Source organism: Enterobacter sp. Tr-810 (assembly GCF_011752765.1).
Taxonomy (GTDB): Bacteria; Pseudomonadota; Gammaproteobacteria; order Enterobacterales; family Enterobacteriaceae; genus Enterobacter; species Enterobacter soli.
Window position 1 is genome coordinate 139,640 of sequence record NZ_VWWW01000004.1, and the last position, 13,353, is coordinate 152,992.

Genomic DNA, 13,353 nt, shown 5'->3' on the forward strand with positions numbered 1-13,353 from the left:
GGGTGAGGCGTGAGAAAGAAGGATTAACATACGTGATATCGCGCAACTGTTTACTACTAATTCTGATAGTCGGGTATCAGGTTTTAAATTTTCGGCATTCAGATAATTCTTACTTTCTTGTATCATCGGTCGCTCAGGGACCTCTCAGGCAGATTCACTGCGCCATCAAAATAGAAGAATTGCTATGTCAGTCATGGATTTTAAAAAAAATACGGATGTGGATTTTTCCCGTCATGCCTCCCCGGCACATGAGTATAAAGAGATTGACCTTCTGGGATTATTGGATGTCTTGTGGGTCGCAAAAAAACGTATTCTGGTCACCGCTTTCGCCTTTGCCGTAGCAGGCCTGGCAATGGCGTTTATCCTGCCGCAAAAGTGGACCAGTAAAGCGGTGATCACACCGGCAGAACAAACTCAGTGGAACCCACTACGACAGATGCTGGTGGCGCTTCAGGTGCTGGACGTAGACGTAAAAATTGCGCGCCCTGACGTATTCAACCTTTTTATTAAAAAATTCCAGTCGCAGTCGCTGCTTGAAGAATATATGACCTCCTCGCCGTTTGTTATGGCGCAGTTGGAGGGTGCAGACGTTGATCCTGCTGAATTGCATCGCGCCGTGGTCAATATTGCCGAACAAATGAAAGCAGTGGATAACACAGCAGCAAAAGATGCGGATAAAGCGCCCTATGCATCCTGGACGTTGAGCTTTACGGCACCGACGGCGACAGATGCACGCACCGTGCTTGAAGGCTATATCCAGTTCGTATCCACGCTGGTTGAAAAAGAAACAATGCAGAACATTCGTAATCAGGTCACGCTGAAAACGCGAATGGAGAAAGAGCAGCTGGAGCTGGACCGGGTACGCCTGACCAATATTCACAACACCAACCTGCAACGTCTGAACTATTCCCTGGAAGTGGCCAATGCCGCCGGGATCAAAAAGCCGGTCTACAGTAATGGTCAGGCAGTTAAAGATGACCCGGACTATTCCGTAGCGCTGGGCGCTGACGGTATTGCGCAAAAGCTGGAAATTGAAAAATCGATCAAGGATGTTGCTGAGCTGAACTCTGATTTCCAGAACCGTGAATATCATCTGGCTCAGTTGCAGAAACTGTCTGTTGAAGATGTGAAGCTCGAGCCGTTTAAATATCAGCTGTCACCGTCTCTGCCGGTGAAAAAAGATGGCCCGGGCAAGCTGGTTATTGCGCTGCTGGCTGGCATTGTTGGCGGGCTTTTCGCCTGCGGTTTTGTGTTAGTTCAAAATGCGATGCTGATGCGCAAGCCTTTAGCGGAACCTCTTCCGGAAGCGGAAATGAAATAAAAAGAGGGCGGTGGTGACACCGCCTTTTTTTATTGCAGAAAATCTTCGCGCACAGGTGTGAAGGTATCAAGCAGTGTGCCGGGTTTCAGGCACACGCAGCCATGCATAATGTGCGGCTCTTTGTAGAGCGTATCGCCCGCCGTCACGACATGTTTTTCATCGCCAATGGTGAATTCGAACTCGCCGGAAAGCACATAGGTTAACTGCTCGTGCGGATGGTTGTGCATTGGCCCGATGGCGCCCTGCTGGAAATTCACCTCTACCGCCATCATCTTTCCGTCATGTGCCAGAATTCGGCGAGTCACACCGTTTCCGAGATCTTCAAGCGTTGTCTCTTTGTGAAAAATAAACATATCTAGCCCCGCAAGGTAATGAAACATTGTTTCATTTAATTTATATCACTGCGCGATAAAAAGAAACGGCTAGCCAAAGAACTGGAAACAGGATCACAAGTTTGCTTCACTGGAAGAAACATAAAGGAGAGAGTATGAAAACGATCGGTCTGTTAGGTGGTATGAGCTGGGAATCAACCATTCCGTATTACCGCCTGATTAATGAAGGGGTGAAGCGACGTCTTGGCGGGCTGCACTCCGCAAGCCTGCTGCTGCACAGCGTCGATTTCCATGAGATAGAAGCCTGTCAGGCGAGCGGTGAGTGGGATAAAGCCGGTGAGATCCTCGCGCAGGCGGCGCTGGGGCTGGAGCGTGCGGGTGCAGAGGGGATTTTGCTCTGTACCAACACCATGCACAAAGTGGCATCACACATTGAATCGCGTTGTTCGTTGCCATTTCTGCATATTGCCGATGCCACCGGGCGCGCGATTACCGCCTCCGGAATGACGCGCGTGGCGCTTCTGGGAACCCGCTACACCATGGAGCAGGATTTTTATCGTGGGCGACTGAGCAGTGAATTCGGGATTGAAAGCCTTATCCCGGATGAGACCGAACGGGCGCGCATTAATCAGATTATCTTTGAGGAGCTTTGCCTTGGGACCTTCAGCGAGCCGTCGCGCGAGTACTACGTCAGCGTGATTGAGAAGCTTGCACAGCAGGGTGCAGAGGGGGTTATTTTCGGCTGTACAGAGATTGGTTTGCTCGTGCCGGTCGAGCGCAGCCCGATCCCGGTGTTTGACACGGCAGCCATTCATGCCGCGGATGCCGTTGAGTTTATGCTCTCCTGAGCAGCCCGACGCCGGGCTTGCCCCGGCTCAGTCTTGTTCGTTGGCGGCATCATACGCTGATTGCGCGGCGACAATCGCATCCATATTCCTTTCTACCCAGTGAGCCAGCACGGTGACGGTTTCAGTGAGCGTCTGGCCGAGCGGCGTCAGGCTGTACTCTACCGTTACCGGCACGGTGGCAAACACTTCTCGCGAAACCAGACCGTCGCGCTCCAGCTTACGCAGCGACTGAGTCAGCACTTTCTTGGTGATCCGCTGAATATCACGTTGCAGGTGATTAAAGCGCATCGGCCCATTTTCCAGACGTGCAAGGATCAGCAGTGCCCATTTATCGGCGATACGTGCCAGCACGTTGCGTGTCGGGCAGCGTTCATCGAACACATTATAAGGCGGCATCTCTTTCGTTATGGTTTCAGAGTCAGTCATGGTGGTTCCCTCGAGGTAACCAGGTGAGGTAAAGGTGCCTTCTTACGCAAGCGAATGTTTGCGTGTATAAAACGACGTAAGGTTTCCATTTGATACCAGGGAACCGAAAATGGCAACCGGGAGTCGGTTGCCTTTCGTTGAATGCGCGCCTGCACGTGGGCAAAAAGAAAAATACCATGCTGAAAACCATTGATTCCGTTTTTACTCGTTACACCAACCACCCCGATTTTGGCCGCCTTTTATTGCGGCTGACCTTTGGTATTTTGATGCTGTTTCACGGTGTGGCAAAAATTGACCATGGCGTTGGCTGGATCTCTGCGTTGCTGGAACAAAAAGGATTACCGGGTTTTATTGCCTACGGCGTGTTTATCGGTGAAATCGTGACACCGGTGCTGATCATCATTGGCTGGCTGACGCGGCCTGCTGCCTTCATTTATGCCTTCAATATCCTTGTCGCCACGCTGCTGGTGGGGATGGGCAAATTCTATTCTCTGACCGATGTGGGAGCCTGGGCGCTGGAAAGTGAAGCGCTCTATTTCCTGGGTGGGTTATGCATTATGTTCCTTGGCGCGGGAAAATATGCCGTATCGCGCCAGCCGTAAATGTTTGACTTCATAAGTAATATTCCATCAGGAGACACATTATGAGCGTTGTAGTTATCTATTATTCCGGCTACGGCCACACAAAACGCGTAGCTGAAACGGTTGCTGAAGGCGCGCGTGCTGATTTGATCGCGATTGACAGCAATGGCGATATTCAGGAAAGCGACTGGCAAAAACTTAACGATGCGAAGGCGATTATTTTTGGCGCGCCAACGTATATGGGCAGCGTGCCGTGGCAGTTCAAGAAGTTTGCCGATGCTACGTCGAAAGCCTGGTTTGTGCGCAGCTGGCAGGACAAAGTGTTCGCGGGCTTTAGCAACAGCGCGAGCCTGAACGGTGACAAACAAGTGTCTCTTCAGTATCTGCAAACGCTGGCTTCACAGCATGGCGGTATCTGGGTGAGCCTGGGTCTGCCACCGTCAAACACCCAGGTGGCCACCCGCCAGGATATCAACAACCTGGGCGGTTCTGTCGGGCTGCTGGTGCAGTCGCCGTCAGACGCGGACGCAGGTGCGATTGCATCTGGCGATCTGGAAACCGCAGTGAAATTCGGTGAACGTGTGGCTTCTGTCGCGAAACGTTTCAACTGAGTTGACGAATGCCCGGTAGTTAGCCGGGCATATTGTTAAGCACATCGTCCAGCTTTGCAGTGAGCGCGCCAAGCCCCCCTTGCAGATGTGCGCTGAACGCATCGACCAGTGCTGACGCCGGGCGGTGAAGCGGGCGGATAAGGCTCACGGTAAAAGGAACGGATACACTAAAGTGGCGGATAACAATCCCGGTTCCGGCATAATCCAGCGCCGTTAAGGGGTTCACCACCGCAATCCCCACACCTGCACGCACCATCGCACATATTGAGGCGGCGCTGTGCGTCTCTACCACCATTCGGCGTTTAACCTGATGCTCGGCAAACAGGGTATCCAGTAACTGCCGGTAGCTGTCGGTCTGTGAAAGGCTGATGTAATTTTCGCCCTGGAAATCAGCGGGCGTCAGGATCTGTTTTTGCGCTAACCGGTGCCCTGCTGGCAGTACGCAAACTTCATCTAAAGAGAGTAGTTCGGTGCGCTGTGTTCCCGCAGGGGTAACAAGCGTTTCGGTCAGGCCGAGATCATGGCGCTGAGCCGAAAGCCACTCTTCCAGCAACGGCGACTCCTGCGGCACGATGGTGAGATTGACCTCGGGATAGCGTGTCAGAAAAGGGTGCAGCAACATAGGCAGAAATGACTGCGAAAAGACGGGCAGGCAAACTATCGACAGCTCACCCTGGCGAAATTCCCGCAGGCTTTCCGCTGCACTAACGATCCTGTCCAGGCCGTACCAGGAACGCTGCACTTCTTCAAACAGGCGTAACCCCTGCACCGTGGGATGCAGCCTGCCGCGGGTACGTTCAAACAGCTTCAGCCCCAGCACTTTCTCAAAGCGCGCCAGCTCGCGGCTGACCGTTGGCTGCGAGGTATGCAGCATCTGTGCAGCTTCGGTGAGATTCCCCGTGGTCATCACGGCGTGAAAAATCTCGATGTGGCGTAAGTTGACGGCGGGCATTGGGCACCTGATATCTGAGAGTTATCCATATCATTTTTGCATAGACTCACGATAAAACGATATTTTTTATTCTCTTCGTACTGTGGCGTAATCATAAAAAAATGACATCACCCGGAGAAGACCATGCCACGCCCGCTTAACCAGACTGATACCGATTTGAACGCCGACAATTTACTGCGCCTGCCTGCCGAATTTGGTTGCCCGGTGTGGGTCTACGACGCACAGATCGTCCGCGAAAAGATTGCCGCGCTGCATCAGTTTGACGTGGTGCGTTTTGCCCAGAAAGCCTGCTCGAATATTCATATTTTGCGCCTGATGCGTGAGCAGGGGGTGAAGGTCGATTCCGTTTCTCTGGGGGAAATTGAACGCGCGCTGGCGGCCGGATACGATCCGAAGAGCGACAGCGATGCCATTGTGTTCACGGCTGACCTGATTGACGAACCTACACTGGCCCGCGTACATGAACTGCGCATTCCTGTGAATGCGGGCTCGGTGGACATGCTGGAGCAGCTCGGACAGGTTTCTCCTGGCCATCGCGTCTGGCTGCGAGTAAACCCTGGTTTTGGCCACGGTCACAGCCAAAAAACCAACACCGGCGGTGAAAACAGCAAGCACGGGATCTGGTATACCGATCTGCCTGCTGCGCTTGAAGTGATTCAGCGCTACAGCCTGGAGCTGGTGGGCATTCACATGCATATTGGCTCGGGTGTCGATTACGGCCACCTGGAGCAGGTGTGCGGCGCGATGGTGCGTCAGGTTATCGACTTTGGTCAGGATATGGAGGCGATCTCCGCTGGTGGCGGCCTGTCTATCCCGTATCGTGAAGGTGAAGAGGCGATCGATACCGATCACTATTACGGCCTATGGAGCGCTGCGCGCGATAAAATTGCCGCCCATCTGGGACACGCGGTGAAGCTGGAAATCGAACCGGGTCGCTTCCTGGTGGCGGAGTCTGGCGTGCTGGTGTCGCAGGTTCGTAGCGTGAAAGAGATGGGTTCACGTCATTTCGTGCTGATTGATGCAGGCTTTAGCGATCTGATGCGCCCGGCCATGTACGGCAGCTACCACCACATTACGGCGCTGGCGGCAGACGGGCGCGATTTAACGCAGGCACCGCGGGTTGAAACCGTTGTGGCTGGCCCACTGTGCGAATCGGGTGATGTGTTTACTCAGCAGGAGGGCGGTAAAGTGGAAACCCGCGCGCTGCCTGAAGTGAAACCAGGTGATTATCTGGTGCTGCATGATACCGGGGCTTATGGGGCGTCAATGTCTTCAAACTACAACAGCCGCCCGCTGCTACCGGAAGTGCTGTTCGATAATGGCGTGGCGCGGCTGATTCGCCGCCGCCAGACCATTCAGGAACTGCTGGCGCTGGAACTATTTTGAGTGAAAATACGGGCCCGTGGTGACTGAGTCGCGCAACACCAGCGTACCGGTAAAAGGCGGGATCGTTTCGACCGGCTGGTTTTTTGCCAGCCGGATCGCCTGATCGATAGCCGTCACTATCATATTATCGATAGGCAAATAGACCGAAGAGAGTGCAGGCTCCAGCCACTTCGCGCTCGGCGCATCATCAAAGCCAAACAGCGAAATATCCTGAGGAATACGCAGCCCGGCCTGATGTAACGCCTTAGACGCACCCAGAGCCATATCGTCGTTACAGGCGAAAAGTGCGCTAAACGGCACGTTTTCAGCGATCAGCTCTTTGCACAGTTCATATCCCCGTGTCATTCCCGCATCGCCATATTTCACCCGACGATCGTCCCAGACAATTCCGTGCTTTTCCAGTGCCTTGCGATAGCCCATCAGGCGCGCTTTCCCGGTTGGCGTGTGGATCGGAACGGTGATACAGGCAATCTCGCGGTGGCCCTGGCTTATCAGATAATCCACGGCTTTAAAGGCGGCATCCTGTTGTTCGAAGAACACGCAGCGGTCGGCCGCCTGGCTCACTTCACGGTTGATGATCACCAGCGGCGTTTGCACGGAATGGATAAGCTTCATGATCGTTTTTTCGCTCATGTAGCGGGTATAAAGCACGATGGCATCGCATTTGCGGTCGGCCAGCATTTGTACGGCCATCTCTTCTTGCTCGGGAGCATCATGCCCGTCGGTGACGATCAGCTGCTTGCCGTGCGTTTCCGTTTGGCGCGATGCCTGCTGTAACAGGCGTCCGAAGTAAAAACCGTCAAACGTCGAAACCACCAGACCAATGCTGTTGCTGGTCTGGTTCGCGAGCGAGCGCGCAAGAAAGTTCGGCCGATAGCCTAACTCTTCCATTGCCTTAAACACCTGCTTGCGCGTGCTTTCTTTTACCTGACCTGTGCCGTTCAACACGCGTGAGACGGTGGCTTTTGAAACACCAGCGCGTAATGAGACATCCAGCATTGTTGCCATTAGAAATTCCTGCTTCCACGTAATCGTTCGCAGTTTATCACAGACACTCAGGCACATATGCGCAGCGGCGAGGGCAAAATCCCCACCACGATCACGCTTTTTGGCAACGGACTATCACCACAGCATAAAACGGAATAAGTGGCATACCAAAGTGGTTATAAATCATGATTTGGAATACCTGTTGCCATGATGGGAGGTGAATCACAGAACGAATAGCACCAGAAAGCTATTTTTGGTATGCCAATAACAGGCGGCTGTAGATCTACTCCAATAAAAGCCCTTCACTGAGGTATTACCCTATGGCATTGCAGGAAAAACTGATCGACGCTCTGGGCAGTTTCGCCACAAAATTCAATAGCTATCGCTATATCATGGCGATCAAGTCCTCCTTTATTACTTTAATGCCGGTCATCATCGTTGGTGCATTCTCTGTGCTGATCTCCAACATGGTGCTGGATCCGAAAAATGGCCTGGCGAGTTTCGAATCGCTCTCTTTTCTCGCCGCGCTAAAACCGATTACCAGTGCGATTAACTACGCCACCCTGAACTTTCTGAACATCGGCGCGGTGTTTTTAATTGGTATCGAACTGGGGCGTATCAACGGGATCAAATCGCTGTTCCCGGGTCTGCTGGCGGTGATCTGCTTTATCTGCGTTACACCGACGACGGTTGAAATGATGGTCGACGGGCAGATGCATGTGGTGAAAGACGTGCTACTGCGCCAGTTCTCAGATACCCGCAGCTTGTTCCTCGGCATGTTTATCGCCATCCTTTCCGTTGAGATTTACTGCTGGCTGGAAAACCGCAAAGGTCTGAAAATTCGGATGCCGGACACCGTACCACCTAACGTGGCGGCGTCATTCTCTGCGCTCATTCCTGCCATCATTACCACTACCGTTATCGCAACGTTTGGCTTCGTTTTCCATCAAATCACCGGTATGTACCTTTATGATGCGGTCTATCAGGTGGTGCAACAGCCGCTGGAGCGCGTGGTACAAAGCCTGCCGGGTATTCTGCTGCTGATGTTTGTGGCTCAGCTGTTCTGGGTTATCGGTATTCACGGCAACCAGATGATCAAACCGATCCGCGAACCGCTGCTACTGGGGGCGATCACCGTCAACATGAGTGCGTTTGAACAGGGCAAAGAGGTACCGAACATCATCACCATGCCGTTCTGGGATGTGTATATGAGTATCGGTGGTTCGGGTTTAACCATTGGTCTGCTGATTGCGGTAATGATTGCCACCAAACGCAAAGAGATGAAAGAGATCGCCAAGCTGTCCATTGGCCCTGGCCTCTTTAACATCAATGAACCGGTCATTTTCGGGATGCCAATCATGCTTAACCCGATCCTGGCGATCCCGTTCATCATCACCCCGCTGGTGACAGGCTCCATCGGGTATTTCGCAACGGCCACCGGGTTCGCCGGAAAAGCCGTGGTGATGGTGCCCTGGACCACGCCGCCACTGATTAACGCCTGGCTTTCAACCGCCGGCTCAATGGGGGCGGTTGTCACTCAGCTTATCTGTATTGTCACGGCCGTGCTGATTTACCTGCCGTTTGTGAAGATCGCTTCCCGCCGTGCTGAACAGGCTGCACTGCAACAAGCCACCAACAATGCGTGAGGATCTCATGAGCACCAAACAGATAACAATACCGAAAGATTTTATCCTGGGGGCGGCGGCATCGGCCTGGCAGACGGAAGGCTGGAGTGGCAAGAAGGCGGGGCAGGACTCCTGGCTTGATCTCTGGTACAAAAACGATCGTCACGTCTGGCACAACGGCTATGGCCCTGCGGTGGCGACCGATTTTATCAACCGATATCGCGAAGACGTCGCACTGATGAAACAGGCAGGGCTGACGCACTATCGCACCTCGATCAACTGGTCGCGTTTTTTGACCGACTACGAAAACGCCACCGTGGACGAAGAGTACGCCGCGTATTACGACGCCCTGTTTGACGAAATGCACCGTCAGGGGATCGAACCGATGATCTGCCTGGAGCATTACGAGCTGCCCGGCGTGCTGCTGGAAACCTACGGCGGCTGGGGGTCAAAGCATGTCGTCGAGCTGTTTGTGCGTTACGCTGAAAAGGTGTTTGAGCGCTACCACACCAAAGTGACGCGCTGGTTTAGCTTCAACGAGCCGATTGTGGTGCAGACCCGGGTTTACCTGGATGCGCTGCGCTGGCCGTATGAGCAGAACACCGGCACCTGGATGCAGTGGAACCACCATAAAGTGCTGGCGACGGCGAAGGTGGTGAAGCTGTTTCGCGAGAAAGGTTATCGCGGCTCGGTGGGCTGCATTCTTAACCCGGAAGTAACCTATCCGCGTTCGCGTGCGCCACATGATGTACTCGCCGCCGAAACGTACGATCTGTTTTATAACCGCGTATTCCTCGACCCGCTGGTACACGGACATTATCCGCAGGCGCTTTTTACCCTGCTGGAGCAACACCAGGTTCAGTGGGATTACACGCCAGATGAGCTGGCGCTGATTGCCGATAACACCGTTGATGAGCTGGGGATCAACCTCTATTACCCGCACCGGGTGAAAGCGCCATCCCGCGCATGGCACCCGGAAACACCATTCCATCCGGCGTACTATTATGAGCCGTTTGAACTGCCGGGGCGGCGGATGAACAAATCCCGCGGCTGGGAAATCTACCCGCGCATTATCTATGACATGGCGATGCGCATTAAAAACGACTATCGCAACATCCGCTGGTTTGTAGCGGAAAGCGGTATGGGCGTTGAGAACGAAGCGCAGTTCCGCAATCGTGATGGCATCATCGAAGACAATTATCGTATCGATTTTATCAGTGAACATCTCTACTACACGCTGCTGGCGCGAGAAGAGGGGGCAAACTGTCACGGCTATATGCTGTGGGCGTTCACTGACAACGTCTCGCCCATGAATGCGTTCAAAAATCGCTATGGATTGATTGAGATCGATCTGGATGACAACCGTGCCCGACGCGCCAAAAAGTCGGCCGCCTGGTTCCGGCAACTGCGCGATGCGCGCGTGCTCACGCTCTGTATTGACGATGAATGGAAGTAAGCGCAAACAGTGTGGGTTCTGGTAAAATAGTGCACAAACTGGCCGGGAGGATGCCCGGCCTGCGCATTAACAGCTAAGTACAGGTGATATCGTGGAACAGGCAGTCGTCCCGCCGGAAAAAAAACAGTACCAGGAGATTGGCGAGGATTTGCGTGCGCAAATTATCCAGGGGCATTATCCCGTTGGCTCGCGCCTGCCGCCGGAGCGGAACATTGCCGAGACCTATGGAGTCAGCCGCACCATCGTGCGTGAGGCGTTACTGATGCTGGAATTGCAGGGCACGGTGGATATTCGGCAGGGGTCGGGCGTCTACGTGATGCGCATCCCTGAAGAGCATGAAAGTGAAGAAGAGCGCTTCCTGAATAGCGATGTTGGCCCGTTTGAGATTTTGCAGGCGCGCCAGCTGCTTGAAAGTAACATCGCCGCGTTTGCCGCAAAAATGGCCACCCGCGCGGACATCGATAACCTGCGCCGCATCATTGAGCAGGAGCAGCGGGCCATTGCCGCCGACGATAAAAGCCAGGATAACAACAAAATGTTCCACCTGGTGTTAGCGGGGGCAACACAAAATCAGATGCTACTGGCAACGGTTGAAAGCATCTGGCATCACATGGACAGCAGCCCGCTGTGGCAGCAGTTCAACGTACATATTGGCAGCCGTGCCTGGCGTCTGAAATGGCTCGGCGATCGTCAAACTATCCTCGCGGCACTGCGTCGGCGTGATGTGATGGGCGCATGGCAGGCTATGTTCCAGCATCTCGAAAATGTGAAAAAGAGTCTGCTTGAACTGTCTGACGAAGATGCACCAGATTTTGACGGTTATCTTTTTGAATCCGTGCCTGTTTTTCAGGGGAAGCTGGTGTGAATATTCTGCCGCTTTATGCCGCACAGCAGTTTGCAGAACAGGTTATCGACTGGATCTGGCAGGCTTTCGGCGACGGCCTGCCTCGTGAGTTTTTCCAGAGCGTGATTGACCACAGCCAGACCCCGGGCGCGCTGCCGCTGACGTTTATTGCCGTGGAAGGCGAGCAACTGCTGGGGACGGTGGGGTTATGGCGCTGTGATTTGATCAGCCGTCAGGATCTTTATCCCTGGCTTGCCGCGTTGTACGTTGATGAGGCGGCTCGCGGCAAGGGGCTGGCGGGGCTGTTGCAGGAACATGTCATCGCTTTTGCGGAACAGGCCGGGTATTCCGAATTACATCTTTGGTCTGCCTGCCGCGACTTTTACGAACGTTACGGCTGGCGCTATATCGGCGATGGTCTGGAATACCCGAACAAAACGGTCCATCTGTATCGTTATTCGCTTTGTCCTTCAGCGGGTGGCACCACGGAGTGACGGCGCACCAGCGTTGGGCTGAACAGATGCGTAATTTCTGGCGGCTGGCGTTTATCTGCCAGCGCTAATGCCAGCTCTGCTGCCTGCGTTGCCATCGTCACAATAGGATAACGCACGGTGGTCAGACGTGGACGCACATAACGAGACACCAGCACATCATCAAAGCCAATCAGCGAAATTTCTGCCGGCACGTCAATTCCGTTGTCATTTAACACCCCCATCGCACCTGCGGCCATTGAGTCGTTATAGCTGGCAACGGCGGTGAAAGTCCGCCCGCGGCCTAACAGCTCCGTCATGGCCTGCTCGCCGCCGCTTTCGTCAGGCTCACCGTAGGCAACCAGACGGTCGTTACACGGCAGACCGTTTTCGCGCAGTGCGTCGTAGTAGCCTTGCAGGCGGTCATCCGCATCCGAAATGGGGTGGTTAGAACAGAGATAACCGATGCGGGTATGGCCCTGCTGGATCAGATGACGGGTTGCCAGCCAGGCGCCGTAACGGTCATCGAGGGCAACGCAGCGTTTTTCATATCCGGCAATAATTCGGTTGATGATTACCATCCCGGGAATTTGTTTCATCAGGCTGATGAGTTCTGCATCGGGCAACATTTTGGCATGGACGACCAGCGCAGCGCAGCGGTGGCGGATCAGCTGTTCGATGGCCTGACGTTCTTTTTGTTCGCTATGGTAGCCGTTGCCAATCAGCAGGAAATTCCCCGTCTGGTAAGAAACCTGTTCGACGGCTTTAACCATCGCGCCGAAAAAGGGATCTGATACATCACCCACGACCAGACCAATGGTTTCTGTCGACTGCTGAGCCAGTGCGCGGGCATTGGCGTTGGGGTGGTAATTCAGCGTTTCCATGGCGCTTTGTACTGCCTGGCGTGATGCGTCACTGGCTTTTGGTGAATTGTTGATCACGCGCGAGACGGTCGCGACGGAAACACCAGCCAGACGAGCCACATCCTTAATTGTCGCCATTTAATACCTTCTTAGTGGGGGTAAGCGTTTACACACGAACTAGTGTTGCGGAAAAGCAGCGCGCATTCAAGGGGCGGGGGGGGCAGCAATCCACAAACGTGACGCAGAACATACCCTGACGGTGTAATCGTTACACAGCAAGACATGTCAAAATAATGTCAATCTGAACCTTTAGTTACACTTTGCCTCAGGCTGTTGCGATTGTCTGATAGTCGGGACTGTTAGCAGATTGGTAGAGTCGAGATCCCAGAGGTATTGATAGGTGAAATCAACTCCGGTTGATTAACACGATTTACACCAACCTGCGTTTCTACGCAGGTTTTTTTTGCCTCACAGTTCAACCTGTAACAGCAACAGAGAATATTCACAACTGGTTGCACTTCGGCTCATTCCCTTGCGTTTTCTCACTGGCGAAGCACATGTCGAACATCCACAATCAAGATCCCAGAGGTATTGATTGGTGAGAATTCTTAGTACGCATCTCGTACTCATCACTTGCACCAACCTGCGCGG

General features: G+C 53.6%; 14 protein-coding genes. 9 read left to right on the forward strand and 5 right to left on the reverse strand.

What is annotated here, in order from left to right:
• Window positions 1–184 precede the first annotated feature (184 nt).
• Window positions 185–1,321: an LPS O-antigen length regulator Wzz(fepE) gene (wzz(fepE), locus tag F3J30_RS13480; protein ID WP_166717567.1), complete on the forward strand. Its 1,137-nt coding sequence runs from the start codon at window positions 185–187 to the stop codon at window positions 1,319–1,321.
• A gap of 29 nt (window positions 1,322–1,350) precedes the next feature.
• Here wzz(fepE) and F3J30_RS13485 read toward each other — a convergent pair whose 3' ends face one another.
• The gene (locus F3J30_RS13485; protein WP_166717568.1) at window positions 1,351–1,674 is read right to left on the reverse strand and encodes a cupin domain-containing protein; all 324 of its coding nucleotides are present in this window, start codon (window positions 1,672–1,674) and stop codon (window positions 1,351–1,353) included.
• A gap of 134 nt (window positions 1,675–1,808) precedes the next feature.
• Between F3J30_RS13485 and F3J30_RS13490 the strand changes: the two genes are divergently transcribed.
• On the forward strand, window positions 1,809–2,501 hold the full coding sequence (locus tag F3J30_RS13490; protein WP_166717569.1) for an aspartate/glutamate racemase: 693 nt from the start codon (window positions 1,809–1,811) through the stop codon (window positions 2,499–2,501).
• Between the two features lie 27 nt (window positions 2,502–2,528).
• On the opposite strand, the gene F3J30_RS13495 is transcribed toward F3J30_RS13490, so the two are convergent.
• Window positions 2,529–2,927: a helix-turn-helix domain-containing protein gene (locus F3J30_RS13495; protein ID WP_211053257.1), complete on the reverse strand. Its 399-nt coding sequence runs from the start codon at window positions 2,925–2,927 to the stop codon at window positions 2,529–2,531.
• A gap of 176 nt (window positions 2,928–3,103) precedes the next feature.
• Here F3J30_RS13495 and F3J30_RS13500 point away from each other — a divergent pair, with 176 nt between their 5' ends.
• Window positions 3,104–3,529, forward strand: coding sequence for a DoxX family protein (locus F3J30_RS13500; protein WP_014071615.1), 426 nt, complete (start codon window positions 3,104–3,106; stop codon window positions 3,527–3,529).
• A gap of 38 nt (window positions 3,530–3,567) precedes the next feature.
• Complete coding sequence (locus tag F3J30_RS13505; protein ID WP_348771121.1) at window positions 3,568–4,119, forward strand: flavodoxin family protein; 552 nt, start codon at window positions 3,568–3,570, stop codon at window positions 4,117–4,119.
• A gap of 19 nt (window positions 4,120–4,138) precedes the next feature.
• Here the strand turns inward: F3J30_RS13505 and F3J30_RS13510 are convergent, their stop codons facing one another.
• Window positions 4,139–5,071 (reverse strand): LysR family transcriptional regulator, encoded by a 933-nt coding sequence (locus F3J30_RS13510; protein WP_166717571.1) that lies wholly within the window; start codon window positions 5,069–5,071, stop codon window positions 4,139–4,141.
• Between the two features lie 123 nt (window positions 5,072–5,194).
• On the opposite strand from F3J30_RS13510, the gene lysA reads away from it, so the two are divergent.
• Window positions 5,195–6,457, forward strand: coding sequence for a diaminopimelate decarboxylase (gene lysA / locus F3J30_RS13515; RefSeq protein ID WP_166717572.1), 1,263 nt, complete (start codon window positions 5,195–5,197; stop codon window positions 6,455–6,457).
• On the opposite strand, the gene F3J30_RS13520 is transcribed toward lysA, so the two are convergent.
• Window positions 6,449–7,465: a LacI family DNA-binding transcriptional regulator gene (locus F3J30_RS13520; RefSeq protein WP_014071611.1), complete on the reverse strand. Its 1,017-nt coding sequence runs from the start codon at window positions 7,463–7,465 to the stop codon at window positions 6,449–6,451. The genes lysA and F3J30_RS13520 overlap by 9 nt on opposite strands.
• Window positions 7,466–7,764: 299 nt before the next feature.
• Here F3J30_RS13520 and F3J30_RS13525 point away from each other — a divergent pair, with 299 nt between their 5' ends.
• The 4 genes from F3J30_RS13525 (at window position 7,765) to F3J30_RS13540 (ending at window position 11,863) form a co-directional block, all read left to right on the forward strand.
• On the forward strand, window positions 7,765–9,090 hold the full coding sequence (locus F3J30_RS13525; RefSeq protein WP_014071610.1) for a PTS transporter subunit EIIC: 1,326 nt from the start codon (window positions 7,765–7,767) through the stop codon (window positions 9,088–9,090).
• Between the two features lie 7 nt (window positions 9,091–9,097).
• Entirely contained in the window at window positions 9,098–10,525 is a 1,428-nt protein-coding gene (locus F3J30_RS13530; protein ID WP_166717573.1) for a glycoside hydrolase family 1 protein, read from the forward strand.
• 91 nt (window positions 10,526–10,616) lie between these two features.
• Window positions 10,617–11,390: an FCD domain-containing protein gene (locus tag F3J30_RS13535; RefSeq protein WP_014071608.1), complete on the forward strand. Its 774-nt coding sequence runs from the start codon at window positions 10,617–10,619 to the stop codon at window positions 11,388–11,390.
• Window positions 11,387–11,863, forward strand: coding sequence for a GNAT family N-acetyltransferase (locus F3J30_RS13540; RefSeq protein ID WP_166717574.1), 477 nt, complete (start codon window positions 11,387–11,389; stop codon window positions 11,861–11,863). Before F3J30_RS13535 ends, F3J30_RS13540 begins: the two co-directional genes overlap by 4 nt.
• Here F3J30_RS13540 and galR read toward each other — a convergent pair.
• Window positions 11,824–12,840: an HTH-type transcriptional regulator GalR gene (gene galR / locus F3J30_RS13545; protein ID WP_014071606.1), complete on the reverse strand. Its 1,017-nt coding sequence runs from the start codon at window positions 12,838–12,840 to the stop codon at window positions 11,824–11,826. The genes F3J30_RS13540 and galR overlap by 40 nt on opposite strands.
• Between the last annotated feature and the right edge of the window lie 513 nt (window positions 12,841–13,353).